This window comes from Sphingobium sp. HWE2-09, from assembly GCF_035989265.1.
In the GTDB taxonomy this organism is placed as follows: domain Bacteria; phylum Pseudomonadota; class Alphaproteobacteria; order Sphingomonadales; family Sphingomonadaceae; genus Sphingobium.
This window is the reverse complement of sequence record NZ_JAYKZX010000001.1, coordinates 458,648-480,394: the sequence shown is the minus strand read 5'-3', so window position 1 is coordinate 480,394 and position 21,747 is coordinate 458,648. Positions and strand designations below refer to the sequence as shown.

Sequence of the window (21,747 nt, the reverse complement as noted above, 5' to 3'; positions counted from 1 at the left end):
GCGTCGGGTAGTCGTCCCTCATCTCGGTATTCGGCGCGAGCGTGTGCCCATGCTCTGCACGCAGTTTCGTCCGCGGTCAGTTTTAACCGTGACCTTCAAGCTCAGGCCCGCCGGCAGCACCATCTTTCGCGTCCCGCCTGTGATGGCAAATTGGACAGGCAATCGCTGCACCACCTTCACCCAATTACCGGTGGCGTTTTCCGGTGGCAGCACGGCGAAGCTGTTGCCAGTGCCCGGACTGAAACTCACCAATCGGCCACGCAACTCGAGGTCAGGAAGCGCATCCACACTAAGCTCGGCCGACTGGCCGATGCACATGTAGCGAAGCTGGCTTTCCTTGAAGTTCGCTTCGATCCAGCTGCGGTTGCCCACCAGCATGAAGAGCGGCCTCATGGCCAATGCGAAACTTCCGACCTGAAGCTGGTTCGTCTTCGTGACGACGCCATCCTGCGGCGCACGGACCGCTTGTTCCGCTGTCCCGTCGCGAGACGGCATGGGTGCAATGTGAAACAGGATCTGACCAGCTGCGACGGCCTGGTTCTCTTTCACGTCGACCGAGACAATTTGACCGCTGACCTCTGAGCTGATCGCGATCAATGGCCGCTGTAGATACGCATTGTCCGTTGTTTCGTAACGGCCGCTTAAAAGATAAACGTAAAGCGCCACGGCGGTTGCAACGATTGGAGCGGCAAGGAACAGAAGGTTTCGCATTCGACGGCTACATGTGGAAGGCCGTGTGACTTCGCCAACCTCATTTTCAGATGCAATGTTCATATTGGGTCTTGTCAAATGTGCTGGAGGAAGCCGTCCCGCACGCCTTGGCGAATCGACTAAGGATCGATGGAGAGCCCTGCACGCCAACGGCTACCTGATTCGTGTAAATGCAAAGCCGCGAGGCTCACCTGCTAGAAGCAGGGAAACGCTGAGCATGGTGAAAGGCTCGATGTAACGTGCGGACTTCAGGCTCCCGCAATCTGCACCGTCGAAGCCAAGCCGACGCGCAATTTCGATGACCATGTTGACTGCAGCACGATCATCGCCGCAGATCGGCATGAATGGTGCGGCCGACATGAGAGAGGGCTGTACGAGCACTTCCGGAAAAGCGCAGCTGAACGCCTTGACGACTTTGGCCGACGGAGCGATTTCTGCAATTCGTTCGGCACCCGACGTAATCGTTCCCAGGAGCAGGCCGCTGTGGTCGGGCAGGATCACAGGGTTGGTCGCATCGACCAGAATTCTATCGGTCCAGTCTTCGACCATAGCCACTATCTTGAGCGCGGCGGCGAACGGAACGGCCAGGATAATGGTCGATGCACATCGAACCGCCTGAGCGATGTCGCTTACCGGAATCGCTGCCAGCGCCGGACTCGCCCGTTGCAGCGCATCGCGCGCCGCTGCAGGTGCGCGAGCGCCAAAACGGATCGTTTCGCCAGCATCGTGCAGGGCGCTTGCGAGCGCCCTGCCGACAGTACCCGTTCCAACGATGGAGATGACTCGTCCTGTTGACATCGTCAGGTTGCCGTCGCGATCTGCGCCTTCGCGCGAATGGCGTCGAGCACGGTCATATTGGCGATTGCATCAGCACCGCCGGTCACGTTCGTGGTGCGTCCCGCCATCACATCGACGACATAGGCCATCTGCGTGTCGTAGGGTGATGGCACCGGGTCCATCTCGTCGATGGACAGTTCGTCAGTCGTTACCCGGAAACGGTAGCCCATCGCCGGCAGCAGATAGTTGGTGATCTCGAGCTTGCCGCGGCTGCCTTCGACAACCAGATTCACGTTTGGTGCGGAGTTTATGGCCGTCGATATTTCAGCGATCGCGTCACCAAAGCGCAGCGTTGCCTCGACCGAAACATCAACGCCCTCTTCCTCCACGGCGCTCGCGTTGATCACCTGCGGCTCTGTGGCTAGAACCGAGCGCAGAAGATGGACGGGAAAACATCCTAGTTCCAGCAAAGCGCCACCGCCGAGCTTGGGGGACCAGCCGATGCCGCCTTCAACTTTGGCTATTGGCGCCTTGCCGCTGGCCCGAGCCGATTGGATAGTGCCGAGCGCACCACCCTGAACCAGATCTATCGCCCGCGTTACTAGCGGATGAAACCGCTGAAGCATAGCTTCTATGAGCGGTCGCCCTGCAGCCGTGGCCGCTCCCACCATCGAAATGGCTTCGTCGGCATTCATTGCGAACACCTTTTCGCAAAGTACAGCCTTGCCAGCCTGCAAAGCAGCGATCGATACCTTGGCATGTTCAACTGGAGGCAGACCGATATAGACGAGGTCGATATCGTCGCGTGCAAACAGTTCGGCATAACTTGCCGCCACATTGGCGATGCCATGCTTCTCCGCATAGGCGGCGGCGCGCGCAGAGTCGCGTGCAGCCACAGCCTGAACGACGACATCGTCTCGCTTCTGCGCGGGGGTGATGATCGTACGGACGGCGATGTTACTGGCGCCGACGACACCGATACGCAGCGGTAAAGAGCTACTCATTTATGGTTTTCCTTTTAGGCCGTTGGTGGCGTGTATTCGCCGCTCTGCCGCGAGCCGCCTGGAACGGGAAAGTCTTTTCGGAACGAAGATAGTCGCATCAGGAATAGCTTTGCGCGCGCTGACGACCCACAGGCCTCGCACTGGGTGTGTGATTGATCGCCATTCCGACGGCGAGGCGCCTATTCCATCAATGAATTGGCCGCCGAACGTTCCAGAAAATAGCAACATTATTGTTATTACTGAGGTTAGTCCTCAGCTGGCTTGCGCTTTCGGAGGCGAATGTGAAGACGATTGAATTTACGCGGGCGGAGATGGAGCGGCGTGTCGCGCGGTTCCAGGATCTTAAGCCGTTGCCGAACCAGCAGAATGAAGCGGTGCCGAGCGAGGCGATGGACACGATCTTCGCGCGCAAGATCCTGTCGGTGATCGGCCTGGAGAATGATGAGACGCCGGTCAGCCAGGGAGCGCTGATCCAGGGCGCGGGCGGTATGGCGATGGGTATCGGCGTGTGCCCTCCCGGCAATGGCCCGGACCTCCACGCGCATCTCAACACCTATGAGACCTTTACCGTTCTCAAGGGCCGTTTTGAGATTCGCTGGAACGATGACGGCAGCGAAAGCCTCATTCTCGAGCAGTTCGATACCATCTCGATCCCCCCGGGCGTCTGCCGTGCCTTCAAGAATATCAGCGACAGCGAAGGCATGCTGCAGGCGATCATCACCGGTGGCGTGCACGACATGAATGATATCGCATTCTCCCGCACCGTCGGCGAAAAGCTCGGCGGGCAGTTCCCCGATGCCCTCGACTATTTCAAGAAGGTCGGCTTCTCCTTCGATGCCAGCCGACACGATGCATAAGCGCAGTCGCCCCGCCGAACTTGCTTGCCGCCGCCTCGCGGCGCAGTGCGTTCGATGACCGTCGTGGCAGGCTCGATAGCGCCCGCAACACCGCAAGCGTCGTCGCGATTTCCGTTCGTTCCGCTACTTGCGCTCGCAGCGATGATGGCGATCAGCGCGGCCCTGATGGGATCGTTCAGCCCGGTGCAGGAGGCGGTCAAAGCCGATATGAAGCTCACCGACTTCCAACTAAGTCTCGTGCAAGGGCTTGCGACGGCCCTTCCAATCGCGTTGTTCCAGATCCCGATCGGGCGACTGGCCGACCGTTCCAACCGCGTTCGACTGCTCAGCATCATGGCCCTGTCCTGGACAGTGGGGACATTTCTGACCGCTTTCGCGAGCGGCTTGGCCATGCTGTTCGTCGCCAGAATGCTCGTTGGCTTTGGCGTAATGTGCTCGATACCGGTGGGCATCTCCCTCGTCGCGGATTTTTGTAGCCCAAAAACAAGAGGTCGGGGGCTTCTGCTGCCGGTGACCGGGCGGTGGCTGGGGGCAGCCGGGGGGTTCGTTCTCACCGGTTGGCTGTTTGGCCTGCTCAAGCATTCTGATCAGATCGAGTTTCTGGCGGACATGGCGCCCTGGCGCAGCACGCACCTGTTTCTAGTTCTGTTTGGCGTTGCCTTGCTCTTGCCGCTACTCGTGTTGCGTGAGCCTGCCCGCCAGGAGCAGACGCTGACTAACGCCTCTCTGGCTCAGGTATGGATCGAACTGCGCGACCGTCGCACGTTCCTTCTGCCGCTGTTCATCGGTTACACCGCTGCCATCATGGCTGATATCGGAGCGAGCATCTGGGCAGCGCCGCTTCTTGCTCGCAAGTTCGGCTTGGGACCCGACCAATTCGGTGGTTGGATGGGCGCTGTCGTGTTCGGTTCGGGCATGATCGGGACGGTGTCGGGAGGCTTTTTCGCTGACCTGGGCCAGCATTCTGCTCGGCGAGGCGGGATTCTGTTTGCTGCGGTGGCCGCCGTAGCCATCTCAGTTCCGGCTTCGCTCTTTTCGCTGGCTCCGAGCGCGCCGATCTTTGGCGTCATGCTGGCGATATTATTGTTGTGCGGCGCCGTGATCGCTCTCGTCACCACCGCTGCTCTCTCGATAATGGTCCCTAACGAAATACGCGGCATTGCGATCAGCATAACGCTGACGGTGGCCGGACTGGTTGGCTATGGCGTGGCGCCGACGCTCGTAACGTGGATCAGTTCGATCATGGGCGGCGAACAGCATTTGGGTGCCGCACTTGCCATCACTACGACGACGATCAGCGTGATTTCCTTTTTTGCCTTCCTCAAAGCGATCGCCAACGCGCCATCCGCCGCCTCGGCCTAACCTCACCGCGCATGCCCGCCCGCTAGTGGACCGCGCCTTCTGAACAATCGACCGAGGTAAAGTCAATGACGCACTCAAAAGCAATCGATTCTGAGCTGTGCTGGTCATCAGCGAAGAAAATAGGCAAAGCGATTACGGACGGAGAAGTCTCTTCCCGAGATGTAGTCGAAGCTCATCTCGACCGGATTGGGATCGTTAATGGCCACATCAATGCCATTGTGGAGCTTGCAGCAGAATCAGCGCGGAAAGATGCGGATGCCGCCGATGCAGATCGCGCGCGGGGCCACGTACGGGGGCCATTTCATGGCGTTCCCATCACGATCAAAGACACGCTTGACGCAGCCGGACTCAAGACGACGGCCGGGACCATCGGGCGAAAGGATTTTGTCGCGGCGGCGGATGCATCGGCGGTTCGCAGGATGCGGGATGCCGGTGCGATCATCCTCGGCAAAACCAATGTGCCGGAAATGGCAGGCGCCATCGAAACTGATAATCTGATTTATGGACGCACCAATAACCCATTCGATCTGAGTCGGACGCCCGGCGGTAGCAGCGGCGGTGACGCAGCCATTATTGCAGCAGGTGGTTCGCCCATGAGCGTGGGAACCGATGCGGGTGGGAGCATCCGTATTCCCGCCCATTTCTGCGGCTTGGCTGCGATCAAGCCGACAGCGGGGAGGGTTCCGCGCACAGGGCAGTTCCCACCGCCTTTGGGCGTTCGTAGTGCCTTGTTCCACGTCAGTCTGATTGCCCGACATGTCGAAGATCTCGAGGTCGGGCTTAGGGTCATCGGCGGCCCTGACGGTCGTGATCCGTCGATCGTGCCGATGCCTCTCGGATACATGAGTGCTGTATCCATTCGCAGGCTCAAAATTGCTTATTTCGCAGATGACGGTGTCACGATGCCAACGTCCGATATCGTCTCGGCTATCGAGAATACTGTGGAAGCGCTGGCGAATGCCGGAGCCGTCGTCACGCATGACGTACCCGCCGCAGCGGCCCAAGCCGCCGATCTTTATCACGACATTAGTCGCGGTGATGGTGGGCTCGGCGTAAGGGGCTTTCTGGGCAGCATCGGCACGACGTCCTTTTCGCCTCTGTTGAAACAAACTCTCGCGCACATTCTCTCGCCGCCGATGAATTCGATCACCGAAGCTCTTGGCGCTTTCAACCGCTGGGACATGTTCCGCTTTGCGATGACGGCTTATCTGCAACCTTACGATGCCCTCATTTCTCCGATAGCCCCTTTCATCGCGCTTCATCACGGCGAAGGGTTTGACGAGACTAGCGTGCGCGGTGTCGGTTACAGTGAATTACATAATTTGACCGGCTGGCCTGCGGTTGCAGTCCGCGTCGGCACCTCACCAGATGGTCTGCCAGTCGGCGTTCAGATCGCCGCGCATCCTTGGCGGGACGAAGTCGCGCTGGCCATAGCTGGCCATCTGGAACGGGTCTTCGGCGGTTGGACTATGGCCCGAGCCGAAGGACGCTCACCATCATCTCTGGTAAATCCGGCTTGATAACGAGTGGGTTCGCGCAGAGCGCGACGCTAGCTTAATGAGGCGGGCGCGCTTGCTTGCGATCGCAATTCAGCAACGAAGCTGAATCCCTGCTGCGAATCGTGCTCTGCGAGCACCTTCTAGGTTGGCGTCAGTCAACACACGCGTTCGAAACGTCAATGCCCAGCCAGTCACAAAAGCATTTGCGTAAAAAATACCAGGAGAAACCGATGCAGGCCTATGCACCGCCGATTGACGATTATCGCTTCCTGCTAGACGGGGTGCTAAACTTCAACTCGGCATTGATAGAGATCGGCAGCGATGTGGATGCGGGCCTGGCATCGACCGTTCTGGAGGCTGCGGGCGACCTTTGCGCGCGGTCGTGGCAGCCGCCCAATTGCAGCGGCGACGAACAGGGCAGCAAGCTTGTTAACGGCCAGGTGACGACGCCTCCCGGATTTGCCGACGCATATCGCGAATCTAGAAAGGCCGGTTGGACTACCCTCTCGGCGAGCCTCGAGCATGGCGGGCAGGGACTGCCTTTCACTCTTCTGCGGCGCATGATAAGCGGCGAATGGACCGGGGCAATGGCGCTGGCCGAAAGTGGGGCCGGCACCGATTTGGCGCTGCTCAAAACCAGGGCTGTACGCATCGCGAAAACCACCGCGAATGCGCTCGGGCTTCCTCGCGAAGCAACGGAGGCCGTTGAGGGTGTCGGCCAGGATGAACTGAGCGCCGCAGATGTCGACTATCTTCGGCTTTTCGCCTGGGCCAGCTTCGGCTGGATGTGGTCGCGTATGGCCGTCGCCGCGAAGGGCGACACATTGCAACACGAGAGCAAAATCAAGGTCGCCGATTATTACGCTGCGCGTATCCTGTCGCAGGCGCGGGGGCTCGCCGCGGGTATCGGCGCTGGAGCGGAACCGTCATGGCGCTCGTGACTAATGCGTTTTGAGTGTGCTCGGAGACTATGTCTTACAGCCTATATAGCGTCAGCTACGCCGGCCCTTAGCGAGCGGTCCGAGGGGCTCGACCTCTCTGGCACAATGAGGGTGCGCTACGAAGGCATCTCAGGACAGCCGCGCCTCGGTTACAATAATGACGATGGGCTGATCAATCTTCGGACGACCCTGCTCGCAGGCTATCGATCGGGCCCATTCACCATAGGTGCCGAGCTTTGGGATAGCCGGGTCTACAGTGACGATGCGGCGGCACAGGTCACGACTGGAGAGGTGAACACGCTGGAGTTCGTTCAGGCGTGGGTCCGTTTTAGCGATGCTGCCGGCGCCACGAAGGTTTCCGCACAGGCCGGCCGGTTCCTTTTGAATTTGGGCTCACGCCGGTTGGTCGCAGCCGACGATTACCGGAACACGATCAATGGCTACACGGGTCTGCGTGGAGATATAACAACCGTAACAGGTATCACCGCTACCGCGATCTATGTCCTTCCGCAGCAACGTCGGCCTGACGATCTCCCATCTTTACGCAAAAACGAACAGAAGATTGATCATGAAGGCTTCGACCTCGTTGTTTGGGGCGGCACAGCCGCGAAGGCGAACGCGTTAGGGCCTTTTACCGCGGAAGCTAGTTTCTACCATCTGGCTGAGAAGGACCATCCAAGACGTTCGACCCGGGACCGCTCGTTGAACACCTATGGAGTCAGGCTCGTTCGCGAGCCCCTAGCCGGTAAGGTCGACGCTGAGATCGAAGCCTTGCGCCAATCCGGATCGCTCAGTCGGTCCACTGTCGCCGACGCACCTAGGCTGTCGGTGGCTGCATCTTTCATACATGTTAGTGTCGGCTATACATTCCTTGGCAGGCTCAAGGCGCGCCTATCCGCGCAATATGATCGGGCCAGCGGCGACCGTGATGGTGGAAAATATAGCCGGTTCGACACGCTGTTTGGGATGCGGCGGGCGGAGCTGGCGCCATCGGGGCTCTACAACGCCGTGGGCCGAGCCAATATATCCACGCCAGGCGTGCGGGCCGAGATTGCCCCTTCCAGGCGGTGGGATGCCTTTATAGCATACCGGGCGCTTTGGCTGGCCGCGAAAACGGACAGCTTTTCGACCACTGGCGTGCAGGACGCCGGTGGACGTTCGGGGTCGTTCGCGGGCCAGCAATTCGACGGGCGTATAAGGTGGTGGATCCGTCCCGAGAAGTTGAGGCTTGAAGTTGACGGCGTGCTGCTAGTCAGAGGACGCTTCTTGGAGAATGCTCCTAATGCGTCTTCTCGAGGAGTGAGCGCTTATGGATCCGTCAATCTTACCGTTCTGTTCTGATTGTCGTGCGTTATGCCGGCAGATAGTTCCGGGCTCATGCCTGCCTAACCGCGAAAGCCGCGCCCAACCGCTCGCCCGCTAGGATCTTCCTATGCGTCAAGACGCGTCGCGAGGTCGGAAGCCTTATTTCTGTGGTAGACCTGAAGCATCGAAAGAGAATTATCGTGCGGTCAAATTGCCGTCGGCGACGTCGGAATCTCCGAAACCACACAGATCGATCGCGTGGACGCCGTGGCGTTCGGCCATCATCGGGATCACTGTGTGAAAAGGCCATCAGGTTTTTAGAAAGCCGTGGACTAGCAGGATCGGCAGCCCGCCGGTGCCAAGCGATACACAGTGGAGTTGCATGCCGTTGGTCGGGATATGGTCGTGGACGGCGCCATGAATGGTGCGGCCGGGTGCTCTATCGGCGTGTCGGACCCTTCGAGTGCTGAAAGTCTGAATTCGAAAACCGATGCATGGAGATCTTCAACGATTGAGGTCAAAACGGCCCACGAATGATTGAAAGCGACGTGAAAGAATCCGCAGGCCCGCGCTCATGTTGGTTGATCGATGAGTGCAACCGCGCGAACCCAGCCGGCGGACGCGCGCTTGATCTTGACCACAAAGCAGGCGACGGTAAAGCCCGTCGCAGGGAGCTCCTCCAACTTGTGCAGCTCCTCCAGCTGATAGTGTGGTCGGATGCGCCCAGCCTTGCGGCCTTCCCAAATCAACGAGGCGTCGCCTGATCGCGCGTACTTCTCGGCGGTGTAGCTAAACGGCGCGTCCCAAGACCATGCGGCAGTACCGACCACCTGTATCCCGCGTTCCGTGAGATATAACGTTGCCTCCACGCCGAGAGCGCAACCGCTTTCAAAATAGTCGGGCCCGCCGTAGGCGACGCCGGCCGCGGTGTTCACAAGGACTATGTCCTTTTCTTCGAGCACGTGACCGATGCGCACCCGCTCGTCCTCAACGTCCGACGCGGCGGCGACGTACCCGTTCTCAAAATGACGAAAGTCCAGCTTCACCGCTGCTCCCAGAAATAAATCGAGCAATTCCATGGAGCGTCCATGTGACTACCGCTATGCGTGCTGAGCGCACTACCTCTGAGGCCCAGCCTTCCCGGTCTGGCAGGTCGTCCACCGTCAGACCTGGGAAGAAGGGGAGCATCTGCAGGGCCCCGTCGACATGCACCGAATACTTGATGCGTGGCCGCGGCATCGCCGGATCGGTGATCACGTCGTTGCTAATCCGCATCGAGATGTCGATGATCCGTCGGTTGTCTATGGCGGCGTTTTCCTCTGTGCTTCCTGAGCCTCCGCGGACAAGGTTGCGGATCGCCAGCGACATGGGTTGCCCTGTTTCAATCACATTGCGCGATATCCGGCTGTGACACGGCACAATGAGGGGATGAGTCGTCCATGTCTGTCCTATGACTTGTGGACATCAGCGCCAGTTAATGCGGCCGGTCAGGGAAGGCTGTCGGTATCGACGAGCGGGCAACGCCGTGGCACCTCAACGCGGGACGCAGCCCGCGAAAGCGGCAAGCGACCGGCGCGGTTAATCGCCCATGATGTCGGCATCGTGTTAGAGCGTAATGCTGCCTGCCTAGTTGTTGACAAGGGCCAGATAGTGAACCGAGCGTCCGGGTTCTGGACTGCTTGTGGACGGCTTGAAGAGTGTGCGACGCAAGGCAGCCGGTAACCCTCCTAGCGATCTGTGTCACGAGGCCCCCCGGAAACTGAGCGCCCTTTTCCTATGGTCTCAAGGTCACCGTACTTATCCCGCGCGATGCGCTCGATCTACCTGTTGCGGGCGCGCTCAGCTTCTGCGTGCCGGGGGCGGTGACGGACAGCACTTGGAAATCGACGCCCACCGTATCCATCCGCGCAATGCGTTCGTCGCCCACGTCCAGCAGCTGGCGGCTCGTCACTTGCTGACTGCTCCATGCGCTGATGGTTTCGTCCCCACCTGCGTTCAGAAGTGCTTCGCGAAGTCCGGGGCGCCAGGCATGCTCCTCTTTGGCAATGACGCGCGACACCTGCCCCGCGACGTCGGACATGTCGTTCTCCTCTCAAAAAAACGGGCGCGTATCGGCTAGGGCAGAACGGCCCGAAGCTGCGCGCGCTGGAAATAAATCACCAAGCCGAGCAGCGATGCCAACCCAATGGATCCAGTCCATGTGCAGGACTGCGGCCTGCGCGATGCACGCGCCGCAGACGACGAGCAGCTATAGAAGCGCGCCAAGTACGGAAGTGCGGGGCACGAGGATTGCTAGGCCGCCTACCAGCTCGAATATCCCGGTGAAGTAGCGGAACTACTGGCCCAAGGCGACGACATCGAACTCTGCGACCATTTTCGCCTGCTCGCTAAGCTTCATGAACGCAAAGAAGAGGAACGCTAAGGCCGAGGATGATGCGGAGACTCTACAAGCCAGCGTTTTTCTCTCCAATGGCGCTTTTTCCGCCCGGTCATCTGGCTATCGGACGAGATCACTGGCGCGCCGAAGCGATAGCCCGATGCCGTGATCGACCCCATGAAGGCGCTTTCGTGATAGACGCGGGTAGCGGCATCGTCGCCGGCAGCGCCGGCGGCGACCATGAGCGGGATAAAATGATCCTCACGCGGGTGGGCGGCTCGCGCCATGGGCGCGCGCTCCCATTCGATCAGACGCTGCCTGCGGTCTTCGGGAGTCGAATGGACCAACGTCTCATCGAGCCAAGCGTCGAACTTGGCCGACGGCACTTTGCCGGCTCCGCTGATGATGCTGCGCGTGTCGTGGAAGCTGAAGCCGCTGCCCACGATCAGCACACCCTGGTCGCGAAGCGGCGCCAGCAGCTCGCCGACGCGGATATGCTCGGCCGGGTCGAAGTCCGCCTTCATGGCGAGCTGGACCAAGGGCAGCTCCGCCTCTGGATAGAGCACGTGCATCAGCGAGAAGGTGCCATGATCGTAGCCGCGGCGAGGATCGGCGCCGTTCGGCAGCCCACCCTGGGCGATCATCAACCGGACCGTTTCGGCCAGAGCCGGTTCGCCGGGCGCATCGTAGCGGATCTGATAGGTGTGCGGCGGGAAGCCGGAATAGTCATAATACATCGGCGGTTGGGCCGCAGAGGAGAGCAGGAAGCGATCCGCCTCCCAATGGCCGGAGACCATCAACACCGCACGCGGCAGTTCGCCGAGCTCGGTGCGGACATCGTGGAGCGACTGCTCCAGCCTGTCATAGACGCCCGGTCGGAGGTCCTTCAGCCACGGCCAGGGGCCGCCGCCGTGAGACAGGAAGTAGGTCGGCAATCGATGGGTCATGGTTCTTGTCCGAAGGAGATGGTGGGCTCGGCCGCGCCGGGCCCGGGGGGCAGGCAGCGATCTGCTGCGCGGCGTAGCGCGCGGAGGCGACGGCCTTCTCGCGGGCATCCGCGAAGTTAAGGCCTTCCGCGGTCACCGTCTCGACGTTCTTGATGCCGATGAAACCCAGCGCGGTGCGCAGCAGCGATTCCGCATGCTCCGCCGCCCGGAACGCTGATTCTTCGCCATAATAGCCACCGCGCGCGATCGCGAGGATGACCCGCTTGTCCCCGGCAAGGCCCTCGGGGCCGTTCGGACCAGGCTCGAATGTAGTTCCCGGGATGATGATCCGGTCGATCCACGCCTTGAGCTCGGACGGCACCGTAAAATTGTACATTGGTACGCCGACGACGACGACATCCGCTGCCAGGAACTCCGCCAAGATCGCATTGCTAGTGTCGCGCTTGGCCTGCTGTGCAGCGTCGAGCACCGGCACAGCTTTCGAGATTGGATGGGCGGAAGGCGCTGTGACGGCGGTGAAGTGTGGCAGGTCCTCCGCCACGATATCCCGGTAGGTCACCGCATGCTGGCCATCGTCCTCGATTTGCGAGACGACCAGAGCCGAGAGTTCGCGCGAGACCGAGCCGGCGCCGGTGATGCTGCTGTCAATGTGGAGGATTTTCATGGAAAATGGTTCCGATTGTTGCGTCGGTTATGTTATGTGCCCGCCAAGATGATCGCACAAGAACGCACACGTTTGATACTAAAGGCACATGAATGTGACTGATATCGCCGTTGAAGATCCGTCGGTGCGCCGGCCACCAAGCGAATGCCTCAAGGTGACGCAGGTGCTCAGTCGCATCGGCGACAAGTGGACCGTGCTCGTCATCATCGTGCTGCGCGAGCGCGGCTACCGCTTCAATGAGCTTAAGCGCGGAATCGACGGCATCTCGCAGCGAATGCTTACGCTGACGCTTCGGAACATGGAGCGCGATGGCCTGGTCACGCGGACTCTCACGCCATCGATCCCGCCCCGCGTCGATTATGAACTGACCGAAACCGGCCATTCCCTCGCGGGACCGGTCAAAATGCTCGGCGAGTGGGCGTTTCAGAACCTAAGGCAGATAGCGGCCGCACAGGCGTCCTTTGATGCCAAAGGGGTCGATCGATGACGACGCCGCGGCACCACACTGGTACCCTGGGAAGTACTTGCGGAATAACAGCATCACCTGATGATTGCGCGCATCGTAGCCTACGGCAGAGCGACGATCAACGCGGTAAAACCGGTCGCTGTCTCCGATGCGCGGGCCAGCATGGCCCGGCCCGATACGCAGTGACTATCGCGGCGCGGGGTGTAATCCGGATCCAGCCGTGCCGTCTCCTCGCCGGGCAGCGAGAGAGCGTCGACAACACCGTCGATGTGCTTGATCTTGAGCGCACCCACGAGCGGCGTCGCCGCGACGGGATGCCGTCGCAGCCAGGCATAGGCCACGCCGCCATGGTCGTGGCGCGTTCCTCCGCGATCTGACCTACCGCAGCAACGACCTTTCGATCGCTGTCGGCGGTCGCCTCGTGCTTCGTCGCATAGGCGGCTTCATGATGGGTGCGGGCAGTTTCCTCGCCCCACCGCCAGCTTACAGGCCAGCGCAACGAGCGCCTTACAGAATCCCAATCTCCGGCCGACGGCGGCACCCCAGTCCTTCAACGCTAACACCTGCAAGGTCCTCGACAGCATGACATTGGCCGCGCTTCGAACTGCAGTTTGCGGGCGATCTTTGCACTTAGAGATGCGGCCGTTGAAGTCCACCTCGCCCGACTGATAGCGACGGGGGGTAAGACCCAAGATAGGCGCCAACATCCTGCGAGCGCCCGGAACCAGTGAGGATCCTCGATGGTGGTCATGGAGCTGACCGCCGTCAGTGGACCCACTCCCGGCATCGTCATCATCAAGCGGCAGGCGCCACTCTGCCGAGCTACTTGGCGATGGCATGCTGTCGCTCCCGCAACGTCCCCGGCATCGCCAGCAAGCTCTCGAACAGGGCGGCAACGACCGGATCCGGTAGGATCGCCCGGACCTGACGCTCGAAGGTGCCCCCTTTGCCAGGTCCGACCAAAATACCGAAAGTGTTCGCCAGACCGCATATCTTGTTGATGAGAGCGGTGCTCATACCGACCAGCTGATCTCGCGTGATCAGGGTAAGGCCGTATGTCCGTTTCGTGAAAGAGGTTGGTTCGCCCTACACTGGTGCTCCGAGGGTTGCTCGGGTGGGCCGAGCCTATCCTCACACGAGGAGGACGAACCGTGGAACATTCTACAGAAGTTTTCATCGGAATCGATGTCGCAAAGGCCCGTAATGCCATTGCGATCGCGGATGGTGGGCGCGGTGGCGAGGTACGCTTCTTTGGCGAGGTCGATGCGTCACTGGACGCGATGAGGCGCACCCTACAGCAGATCACCGCCAAATATAGCGTGGTGCATTTCTGTTATGAGGCCGGCCCAACCGGTTATGGGCTTTACCGCCTGATAGTCGAGCTGGGCCATTCCTGCATGGTGGTCGCGCCATCGCTGATCCCGAAGCGCGCAGGCGATAGGGTGAAGACGGATCGGCGCGATGCAATGATGCTCGCTAGACTGCTACGAGCCGGCGAACTGACGGCGGTATGGGTGCCCGATGCGGGGCATGAAGCGATGCGCGATCTCGTACGCGCCCGCGCTGCTGCGGTCGAGACCCAGCGCATTCACCGGCAACAGGTCAGCGCGTTCATGCTGAAGCACGGCCGCATCTTTCCGCGCAAGACGACGTGGGGCGCCCGCCACTTTCGCTGGCTACAAGAACAGCACTTCGATCATCCCGCTCATCAAATCGCTTTGCAGGAACTGGTCGATGCGGTCAGGGTGGCCAAGGAACGGATCGGACGTATCGAGGCGGCGATCGAGGAGTTCCTGCCAGGCTGGTCGCTAGCACCCGTCGTTCGAGCGCTTCAGGCACTGCGTGGTGTTGAACTCATCGTCGCTGTGACGTTCGTAACCGAGATCGGCGACATGCGCCGGTTCGACAATCCACGCCAGTTGATGGGCTATCTTGGTCTCGTGCCTGGGGAGCGATCCTCCGGCGACACGGTGCGCCGCGGCGGGATCACAAAGGCAGGCAACGGTCGGGTTCGCCATATGCTTGTCGAAAGCGCCTGGACTTACCGTCACTCGCCGCGTGTTGGAAAAGCCAAACTGTATCGCCTCGAGCAAACCACGCCGAAGGTCCGCGAGATCGCTTGGAAAGCGCAGAGCCGACTGACGGCGCGATATCGGTCGCTTATCGCCAAGGGTAAGAAAACTCCGATCGTTTGCACGGCAATAGCTCGCGAACTTGCAGGCTTCATGTGGGCTGTCGCCAGAGAGGTGCAGCCAGCCTGATGGAATAGCAGCTCCCGCGCACAGGCGGGGGCGGGACCACGGCAGGGGAATATCCGTCACACGCCTTGTGGCCGGCACAGCCGACGCCCGTTGTAAGATCGGATCAGCCCCGGGACGCGTACACGGAAATGCGGTATTCAACCCGCGTATCAGAGCTTGATCACCGACGTCCTTCAGGTCCCGCCTCCACCTGTACGCGGCCATAAACGGTGCCGCGCTCCTGCGCGGACGATGGCGCGTAACTTAAAGGTTGAAAACGGACATCAGAGCGGTGTTTTCCACCCACCTTGCGCGACGTGGTGATTGAGGCAGAGGACGGGCGGTATGGAAGCCCACAGTCTTACGAGCGCACTGGACACCCGCACTGGAGTTGGTCTGGAGCCTATCCGCCGCCCTGAGGTGCTCCGCAGCATGGCAGGTCGGCGACGGATCTGGACGCTGGAACAGAAGCTGGCGATAGTCGGGGAGATGGCGCGTTGCGGCAACATCGCCGAATTCTCCCGCCAGCACGATATTCGCACGTCGTTGCTCTACACTTGGCGCCGGGAGCTGTGGACTTGTAACGGATTTGCGCCGGTCACCTGAGCGATTATAAAGGAGACCTGTGCGCGGGTGGGCGTAGGTCACTGAAACATTTTGTTTCTATCAATTTCGGGTCACGATTGGGCCAGATCGCCGTCGGTTTGATCAGAGCGGTGGCGCCCTTCATGCTTGGGCCGCGAGAATGTTCATGGAGCGCTTGAGGTTGTAGGCGATGGCGGTGAGGTGGACCTGGACGGCGGCTTTGGCGAGACCTCGCCATCGCATTCGCCGCAAGCCGTAGCAGCGCTTCCATGTCCCGAAGATCTTCTCGATCCGGCCCCTCACCCTATGGATCGGTTGGTTCCATTCTTTGAGTCTGCGCAGCGTTTCCTGTTCGTCGCGGCCCCACATGCCGGTGGCCACGATCCGCGGCACTCCACCCTTTGCACGCACGGCATCACGAGAGTGAGTGCCGCGATAGGCACTGTCGGCAAACACCTCGCCGGGATTGTCGGGCAGCGCTTCGGGGCCTGCTCTGCCGTCATTGACATTGGCAGATGTGATCGACACTTCCTCGACCAGCGCCGTATCGGCATCTGCCCCAACATGGGCCTTGAAGCCGTGAACGGCTCGCTTTCCCTTGTGCTTGACCCAGCGCGCATCTCCATCGCCCTCGCTGGCGGAGGTAATGATGGTCGCATCGACCAGCATGCCTGCTTTGACCGTTACTGCCTTGGATGTGAGCTGCGCTGTCACAGTCGTGAACAGCAGTCGATCCAGCTTATGGGTGACCATTTCCTTGCGAAAGCGCACGAATGCTGTCCGTTCGGGTGTCGCTTCTGTTCCCGAAAACCCACAGAAGCGACGGAAGGAGGCTCGATCGTCGAGCGCTTCGGCCAGCTTCACTTCAGACAGGTCGTACCAGATCGAAAGAAGTAGCGCCTTGAACATTGCGAGCGGCGGCCAGGCGGGCTCACCCTTGGCGGCCGAATAAAGCGGTTCAAGTAGCGAAGCGACGGGGCCCCAATCGATCAGCTTGCCAAGCTCGTCGAGCGACGATGCTGGCCGCGCCCGCCCAGCGAAACCGAACCGCTCCTGACCAATCGAACGATGCGCCACGTTAGGCCCTCCTCTTTAGAAAGCCCATAGAATCAGCAATTAAAGCCAATGTCTACGTCCACCCGCGCACAGGTCTCATTAGAGCTCGCAACAGGAGACCAACGAGATGATCAAACATAGCGAAGAGTTTAAGCAAGAGGCGGTTCGTATAGCGCTGACCAGCGGGTTGCCGCGCGACCGAGTTGCATCTGATTTAGGGGTAGGGAAATCGACGCTCGGCAAATGGGTGTCGCAGTATCGGCCCAGTGATCTGGCTTCAGCGCCGCAGGCAGATCTGGCACGTGAGAATGAACGCCTTCGCCTTGAGAATCGTGTGCTCCGGGAGGAGAGGGAAATCCTAAAAAAAGGCCACGCAGTTCTTCGCGAGCCAAAAGCGGCGAAGTTCGCTTTTGTGCATAGCTGGCGACATCGCTGGCCTGTTGAGTTGCTCTGCCGTGTCACGCTTGTCAGTGAGCGCGGATATCGTTCCTGGCGCTCGCGACCGATCAGTCGGCGGGAGCGGACGGACATGAAAGTGCTGGCCCATATCCGGGAACAATACAGCCTTAGCCTCGGCAGCTATGGTCGTCCGAGGATGACGATGGAGTTGAAGGAGGTTGGGCTCGACGTTGGCGAGCGCCGAGTCGGGCGGCTGATGAAGATCAACGGGATCAAGCCGGTCCGCACGCGCAAGCACAAGGTTACGACGGATAGCCAACATCGCCTGGGTGTAGCGGCGAAATGGCTGGACGGGGATTTTGCCGCTGATGCTCCCAACCGTAAATGGGCAGGCGAGATCACCTATATCTGGACGTCGGAGGGCTGGCTCTACCTCGCCGTCATTCTCGACCTGCATAGCCGTCGCGTCGTGGGTTTGGCTGTCAGCGATAGGATGAAAAAGGATCTGACGATCAGGGCCCTAGATATGGCGGTGCGCCTGCGTCAGCCTCCAGAAGGTTGCCTTTTCCATTCGGATCGCGGCAGCCAGTATTGTTCTTACGATTATAAGAAGAAACTGCAGGCCTATGGCCTGCAGCCATCGATGAGCGGCAAGGGCAATTGCTATGATAATGAATCTGTCGAGACGTTCTTCAAAAGCCTGAAGGCCGAACTCATCTGGCGCCAAAGTTGGCCAACGCGGCGTCAGGCGGAAGCTGCCATCTTCCAGTACATCAACGGCTTCTACAACACCCGCCGCCGCCATTCATATCTCGGCGGCGTTAGCCCACTCGCGTTCGAAGCCAACGTGGCATAATGAGATAGGTGACCGGCACAAAACCGTTACAAGTCCAAAGAGCCTGCATCGAGGCCAGTGGGTCGCGATCGTGCGCGGTCAGATCGATCACTCGGCCATGGTCCCTGATGGCTCCGAGCCTGGGACCGGCGGCTGCCTCGAATGTCAGCAGCTTCATGGGATTCTCTCAGCCTAAGTTTCCGACCACCGAACCGTGCGAGCGGCGCAATTAGCAGCGCCAGCCTGCCGGGTGTTCCGAGAACGCTCAGCGCCCCAATACCCCGGTGGGCTACTCATTGTCGGGTGGAACCTAGAGCGAAAGCTGGGTCAAATCAGTCCACAAGACTGGGGACAGACACCGTTATCGCGGTGGGATATTTGGCTCCTGAAAGCTCGAAGCAGCCTCCTTAATGGGCCGCAGGTAGGGAGCACCGGCATTGCCAGCCTACAAGCGAGCGAGAGATTGCCGGACACAGCGGTCGAAGGGAGAGGCAATGAAGAAAATCCGGTGGGCTGATGTCGCGTCGGCTGCCGTTTGCTCACTAGCTGTTTCGTTCCCACTGACCTCTAGGATGGTCTGGCGTGGCCTAGGCATCAATTCAGATCCACGGAAATCTGGTGTGCGAGCGTTTGGGCTCATTAATTCGGAAAGTGACCTCTTTTGAACAGCGCGCTTGGCCAGCTCTAAAGCGGTTTTCATCAGGTTTGCATAACAACAAAATTACAGGGAGGAAGCAATGAAGTGTCATCTCCGTCACCGGACATTTGCAACCCACGGCTTGCTACTAGCGGGCACTGCGCTGGCAATGTTGCCGGCAACAGCTACGGCCGCTCAATCTCAAAATGCGGTTCCAAACGCATCGACGCCCGCGGGGGCTGAGTCACCCACTATCTCGGAGAGTAGCCAAGAAACCAGTGTATCGGATATCGTTGTTACCGGGTCGAGGGTCGTGCGCGACGGCAGCGCTGCGCCCACCCCCGTCACCGTCATCAGTCAGGCAGCGCTTGTCCGATCCGCTCCAACGAGCATCCCCGACGCCCTTAACCAGCTACCGCAGCTTCAGAATTCGCGAAGCCCAACACAGGACTCAGGCGTCAATAGCGACCGTCCCAACACCGGGAACTATCTTAACCTGCGCAGCCTAGGCTCCCCACGCACTCTTATCTTGTTGAACGGCACTCGGGTGCCACCCACCAGTTTTGCCGGCGATGTTGATTCAAGCATATTCCCGCAACTCTTAATCGAACGTGTTGATCTGGTAACGGGAGGTGCATCTGCCGCCTATGGTTCCGACGCTGTTAGTGGTGTTGTAAATTTTGTACTAGACACCAAGTTCTCAGGCCTCAAAGGCGTTATACAGCGCGGAATTTCTTCACGGGGCGATTCACCCTCATTCCGAGCCGGCGCGGCAGCAGGATCTTCGTTTCTCGATGGGCGGTTGCACTTGACTGGAAGCATCGAACACTATGAAAATGATGGTATCGATCTCTTACAGGATCGGCCATTTGGCGACTTACAAGCTGCTATTACTGGAGCTGGCACGGCGACGAACCCGTTCACAGCCTCCTTTAACACGCGATATACACGTACAAATTTCACCGGTTTGATCACAAGTGGACCATTAAATAATAACCAGTTTTTGGAGAACGGTGTTCTTGCGCCTTACAATCCCGGATCACCAACAGGCAGCGCCAACGTTTCAACGGGTGGCGACGGTGCGTACACGCGTGACAAGACCCTTTCATCCGCGATCAAGACCGATCAGTTTTATGGCCGGGTTTCATTTGAGCCAACCGATGGTCTAAACCTGTTTGGACAGGTTCTGTATGGCCGCGCTCATAACCGACAGTCGCCGCAGCCTGATTATCGGTTCGGTAATGTGCCGCCACTCCGGATGACGATCTTCCCGGACAATGCGTTCCTTCGTCCCGAAGTAAGCGCCGCAACCGGCGGACAACCCTTCTTCTTTGGTCGCCTTAACGACGATTTCCCCCGGAAATTCACCGACGTTGAGACGTCATCACTGCTCACCCAGCTCGGCGTGGAAGGCAAGATTGGCGACTTTAATTGGGACGCAAGCTACGTTCACGGCTCTTCAAAGCTGAAAAGTCAGGTTTCCGGCCAGTCAATTAATCAGCGCTTTTACGCTGCGGTCGATGCGGTACGCGATCCCGCGACTAATCAGGCTGTCTGTCGAGTGACGCTCGTTAACCCTGGCCTATTGCCCGGCTGCGTACCAATAAATCTTTTCGGGCCAAATGCGGCATCGCCTGAATCCATAGCGTATGTTCTCGGTACCTCGACATACCGTGCCACCACCAAAATGGACATTGGCAGCGTGAACATTTCTGGTCAGCCATTCTCGTTGTGGGCAGGCCCCGTAGGATTTGCCATTGGCGGCGAAATCAGGCGCCAGACGCTCGACTTGACCAGTAATTCGGACCCGTCGGATGTCATCGACTACACAGGCATTCGAGGCGTTTTTGGGACTCCCCTGCGCTTCTTGACGGACAACGTCGGATCGGCTTCGGGGGATTACACCGTCAAGGAAGTCTACGGAGAGGTAGATATACCACTCCTCAAAAACTCAGCACTTGGAAAGTCGCTTAGCGTGAACGGCGCAGCGCGTTATACCCATTACAGCACTAGCGGTGGCGTTGTCACATGGAAGCTGGGACTGAATTACGAGCCCTTCGATGGTCTACGCATCCGGACGACCCGGTCGCGTGATATACGGGCACCGTCGCTTTATGAACTCTATGCTGGGACAACCAACTCTGACCTTACCGTATTCGACCCACACACAAGTGCTTCTGTTCTGGTCAATCAAGAGTCTGGCGGAAACAAAGACCTCAGACCCGAAGTGGCAAACACTCTCACCATCGGAGCTGTTTATCAGCCAACATGGGCGCCTCGCCTAGCAGTGAGCATCGATTATTACAGGGTCGATATCAAGGATGGCATCGGCACACTAGATTCATCGACGGTGCTTCAGGAGTGCGAGGCCGCCGGCGGGACGGGTCCCTTGTGTGACCAAATCACACGGCCGCTGCCGTTCTCTGACAAAACGCTGGCAAACCTGCCAACTAATATCCGCCTTCCCGCCGTCAACGTCGCATCACAGTTCACTGACGGCTTTGATATCGAAACGTCCTATGTCCTGCCGCTCGGTGCTAACAGCTTGTCGTTCCGCCTGCTCGCGAACTATCTGATGTCGTTCAAAACTCAGACTTCACCGAGCGCAATGAACATTGACGATGCAGGAACAGTCTTTCTAACTACTGCATTGCCACGGCTACGCGGTGTACTCAGCGCTACTTACGCAAGTGGCCCGTTTAGCTTGACGTACCAGCAACGCTATATTGGAAAACTCAAGCGTGTCACTGCCAACAGAAACGCCGTCTGGGACCCTAAATGGCAGTATCTTAAGCCGTATTTTATCTCGGACGTGACGTTGTCCTATAACATTAAAGCGCGAGCTCACGATTTCGAGTGGTTCCTCAGCGTTAATAACGTCTTTGACAAGTTTAGGCTTGTTCCTCCTGACAATACAAACCCTGGAATTCTCTACCCGACTGCAAGAAGCGTCTACGATGTGGTTGGTCGCTACTTTACAACAGGGGTCAGAATGAAGTTGTAAGTTGTTCGCAAAAAGTAAAGATTATCTGATAGGTATGTAGTTTATTCATGCACTATTGTTAGTCGACGGTGTGAATTGTTC

General features: G+C 59.1%; 21 protein-coding genes. 10 read left to right on the top strand and 11 right to left on the bottom strand.

The annotated features are described in order from the left end of the window. Nucleotides 1-18: 18 nt before the first annotated feature. The 3 genes from U5A89_RS02230 to U5A89_RS02220 form a co-directional block, all read right to left on the bottom strand. Entirely contained in the window at nucleotides 19-711 is a 693-nt protein-coding gene (locus U5A89_RS02230) for an HlyD family efflux transporter periplasmic adaptor subunit (RefSeq protein WP_338159573.1), read from the bottom strand. Between the two features lie 153 nt (nucleotides 712-864). Continuing rightward, nucleotides 865-1,509, bottom strand: a complete 645-nt coding sequence (locus U5A89_RS02225) for an NADPH-dependent F420 reductase (protein ID WP_338159572.1) — start codon at nucleotides 1,507-1,509, stop codon at nucleotides 865-867. Nucleotides 1,510-1,511: 2 nt separating this feature from the next. After that, the gene (locus U5A89_RS02220; RefSeq protein ID WP_338159571.1) at nucleotides 1,512-2,492 is read right to left on the bottom strand and encodes a Gfo/Idh/MocA family protein; all 981 of its coding nucleotides are present in this window, start codon (nucleotides 2,490-2,492) and stop codon (nucleotides 1,512-1,514) included. A gap of 350 nt (nucleotides 2,493-2,842) precedes the next feature. On the opposite strand from U5A89_RS02220, the gene U5A89_RS02215 reads away from it, so the two are divergent. From U5A89_RS02215 to U5A89_RS02195, 5 genes are all read left to right on the top strand, one after another. Next, on the top strand, nucleotides 2,843-3,349 hold the full coding sequence (locus tag U5A89_RS02215; RefSeq protein WP_338159570.1) for a cupin domain-containing protein: 507 nt from the start codon (nucleotides 2,843-2,845) through the stop codon (nucleotides 3,347-3,349). Nucleotides 3,350-3,403: 54 nt separating this feature from the next. After that, on the top strand, nucleotides 3,404-4,711 hold the full coding sequence (locus U5A89_RS02210) for an MFS transporter (protein ID WP_338159569.1): 1,308 nt from the start codon (nucleotides 3,404-3,406) through the stop codon (nucleotides 4,709-4,711). Between the two features lie 65 nt (nucleotides 4,712-4,776). Further along, nucleotides 4,777-6,231, top strand: coding sequence for an amidase (locus U5A89_RS02205; RefSeq protein WP_338159568.1), 1,455 nt, complete (start codon nucleotides 4,777-4,779; stop codon nucleotides 6,229-6,231). Between the two features lie 158 nt (nucleotides 6,232-6,389). Beyond that, entirely contained in the window at nucleotides 6,390-7,151 is a 762-nt protein-coding gene (locus U5A89_RS02200; RefSeq protein ID WP_445190604.1) for an acyl-CoA dehydrogenase C-terminal domain-containing protein, read from the top strand. Between the two features lie 3 nt (nucleotides 7,152-7,154). After that, a complete protein-coding gene (locus U5A89_RS02195) occupies nucleotides 7,155-8,492 on the top strand; it encodes an alginate export family protein (protein ID WP_338159567.1) in 1,338 nt (445 codons plus the stop codon). A gap of 536 nt (nucleotides 8,493-9,028) precedes the next feature. Here the strand turns inward: U5A89_RS02195 and U5A89_RS02190 are convergent. From U5A89_RS02190 to U5A89_RS02170, 5 genes are all read right to left on the bottom strand, one after another. Further along, complete coding sequence (locus U5A89_RS02190; protein ID WP_338159566.1) at nucleotides 9,029-9,535, bottom strand: cyclase family protein; 507 nt, start codon at nucleotides 9,533-9,535, stop codon at nucleotides 9,029-9,031. Beyond that, a complete protein-coding gene (locus U5A89_RS02185) occupies nucleotides 9,477-9,824 on the bottom strand; it encodes a cyclase family protein (RefSeq protein ID WP_338159565.1) in 348 nt (115 codons plus the stop codon). Before U5A89_RS02185 ends, U5A89_RS02190 begins: the two co-directional genes overlap by 59 nt. A gap of 406 nt (nucleotides 9,825-10,230) precedes the next feature. Further along, nucleotides 10,231-10,536: a hypothetical protein gene (locus U5A89_RS02180; protein WP_338159564.1), complete on the bottom strand. Its 306-nt coding sequence runs from the start codon at nucleotides 10,534-10,536 to the stop codon at nucleotides 10,231-10,233. Between the two features lie 338 nt (nucleotides 10,537-10,874). Then, the gene (locus U5A89_RS02175; protein WP_338159563.1) at nucleotides 10,875-11,780 is read right to left on the bottom strand and encodes a DODA-type extradiol aromatic ring-opening family dioxygenase; all 906 of its coding nucleotides are present in this window, start codon (nucleotides 11,778-11,780) and stop codon (nucleotides 10,875-10,877) included. Next, a complete protein-coding gene (locus U5A89_RS02170; protein ID WP_338159562.1) occupies nucleotides 11,695-12,444 on the bottom strand; it encodes an FMN-dependent NADH-azoreductase in 750 nt (249 codons plus the stop codon). The genes U5A89_RS02175 and U5A89_RS02170 overlap by 86 nt, the downstream gene beginning before the upstream one ends. Before the next feature lie 88 nt (nucleotides 12,445-12,532). Between U5A89_RS02170 and U5A89_RS02165 the strand changes: the two genes are divergently transcribed. Then, nucleotides 12,533-12,931, top strand: coding sequence for a winged helix-turn-helix transcriptional regulator (locus tag U5A89_RS02165; RefSeq protein ID WP_338159561.1), 399 nt, complete (start codon nucleotides 12,533-12,535; stop codon nucleotides 12,929-12,931). An 80-nt stretch (nucleotides 12,932-13,011) separates the two neighbouring features. Here the strand turns inward: U5A89_RS02165 and U5A89_RS02160 are convergent, their stop codons facing one another. Both U5A89_RS02160 and U5A89_RS02155 read right to left on the bottom strand, forming a co-directional pair. Next, a complete protein-coding gene (locus tag U5A89_RS02160; RefSeq protein WP_338159560.1) occupies nucleotides 13,012-13,251 on the bottom strand; it encodes a hypothetical protein in 240 nt (79 codons plus the stop codon). Between the two features lie 481 nt (nucleotides 13,252-13,732). Continuing rightward, nucleotides 13,733-13,927, bottom strand: a complete 195-nt coding sequence (locus U5A89_RS02155; protein WP_338159559.1) for a hypothetical protein — start codon at nucleotides 13,925-13,927, stop codon at nucleotides 13,733-13,735. A 134-nt stretch (nucleotides 13,928-14,061) separates the two neighbouring features. Here U5A89_RS02155 and U5A89_RS02150 point away from each other — a divergent pair, with 134 nt between their 5' ends. Beyond that, on the top strand, nucleotides 14,062-15,171 hold the full coding sequence (locus U5A89_RS02150; RefSeq protein WP_338159558.1) for an IS110 family RNA-guided transposase: 1,110 nt from the start codon (nucleotides 14,062-14,064) through the stop codon (nucleotides 15,169-15,171). A gap of 324 nt (nucleotides 15,172-15,495) precedes the next feature. Beyond that, nucleotides 15,496-15,756, top strand: coding sequence for a transposase (locus U5A89_RS02145; protein ID WP_338159557.1), 261 nt, complete (start codon nucleotides 15,496-15,498; stop codon nucleotides 15,754-15,756). A 120-nt stretch (nucleotides 15,757-15,876) separates the two neighbouring features. On the opposite strand, the gene U5A89_RS02140 is transcribed toward U5A89_RS02145, so the two are convergent. Then, nucleotides 15,877-16,812: an IS5 family transposase gene (locus U5A89_RS02140; RefSeq protein WP_338159556.1), complete on the bottom strand. Its 936-nt coding sequence runs from the start codon at nucleotides 16,810-16,812 to the stop codon at nucleotides 15,877-15,879. 106 nt (nucleotides 16,813-16,918) lie between these two features. On the opposite strand from U5A89_RS02140, the gene U5A89_RS02135 reads away from it, so the two are divergent. Then, a complete protein-coding gene (locus U5A89_RS02135; RefSeq protein ID WP_338159555.1) occupies nucleotides 16,919-18,046 on the top strand; it encodes an IS3 family transposase in 1,128 nt (375 codons plus the stop codon). A 929-nt stretch (nucleotides 18,047-18,975) separates the two neighbouring features. Next, nucleotides 18,976-21,666 carry a TonB-dependent receptor domain-containing protein gene (locus tag U5A89_RS02130; RefSeq protein WP_338159554.1) on the top strand — a complete coding sequence of 897 codons (2,691 nt, stop codon included), beginning with the start codon at nucleotides 18,976-18,978 and terminating at the stop codon, nucleotides 21,664-21,666. Nucleotides 21,667-21,747: the final 81 nt, after the last annotated feature.

Coding starts and splice junctions, on each gene's coding strand:
- U5A89_RS02165 (WP_338159561.1), top strand. CDS start 12,533: ATGAATGTGACTGATATCGCCGTTGAAGATCCGTCGGTGCGCCGGCCA.
- U5A89_RS02180 (WP_338159564.1), bottom strand. CDS start 10,536: ATGTCCGACGTCGCGGGGCAGGTGTCGCGCGTCATTGCCAAAGAGGAG.
- U5A89_RS02155 (WP_338159559.1), bottom strand. CDS start 13,927: ATGAGCACCGCTCTCATCAACAAGATATGCGGTCTGGCGAACACTTTC.
- U5A89_RS02185 (WP_338159565.1), bottom strand. CDS start 9,824: ATGTCGCTGGCGATCCGCAACCTTGTCCGCGGAGGCTCAGGAAGCACA.
- U5A89_RS02190 (WP_338159566.1), bottom strand. CDS start 9,535: ATGGAATTGCTCGATTTATTTCTGGGAGCAGCGGTGAAGCTGGACTTT.
- U5A89_RS02170 (WP_338159562.1), bottom strand. CDS start 12,444: ATGAAAATCCTCCACATTGACAGCAGCATCACCGGCGCCGGCTCGGTC.
- U5A89_RS02200 (WP_445190604.1), top strand. CDS start 6,390: ATGCCCAGCCAGTCACAAAAGCATTTGCGTAAAAAATACCAGGAGAAA.
- U5A89_RS02145 (WP_338159557.1), top strand. CDS start 15,496: ATGGAAGCCCACAGTCTTACGAGCGCACTGGACACCCGCACTGGAGTT.
- U5A89_RS02230 (WP_338159573.1), bottom strand. CDS start 711: ATGCGAAACCTTCTGTTCCTTGCCGCTCCAATCGTTGCAACCGCCGTG.
- U5A89_RS02195 (WP_338159567.1), top strand. CDS start 7,155: ATGCGTTTTGAGTGTGCTCGGAGACTATGTCTTACAGCCTATATAGCG.
- U5A89_RS02220 (WP_338159571.1), bottom strand. CDS start 2,492: ATGAGTAGCTCTTTACCGCTGCGTATCGGTGTCGTCGGCGCCAGTAAC.
- U5A89_RS02205 (WP_338159568.1), top strand. CDS start 4,777: ATGACGCACTCAAAAGCAATCGATTCTGAGCTGTGCTGGTCATCAGCG.
- U5A89_RS02135 (WP_338159555.1), top strand. CDS start 16,919: ATGATCAAACATAGCGAAGAGTTTAAGCAAGAGGCGGTTCGTATAGCG.
- U5A89_RS02175 (WP_338159563.1), bottom strand. CDS start 11,780: ATGACCCATCGATTGCCGACCTACTTCCTGTCTCACGGCGGCGGCCCC.
- U5A89_RS02210 (WP_338159569.1), top strand. CDS start 3,404: ATGACCGTCGTGGCAGGCTCGATAGCGCCCGCAACACCGCAAGCGTCG.
- U5A89_RS02225 (WP_338159572.1), bottom strand. CDS start 1,509: ATGTCAACAGGACGAGTCATCTCCATCGTTGGAACGGGTACTGTCGGC.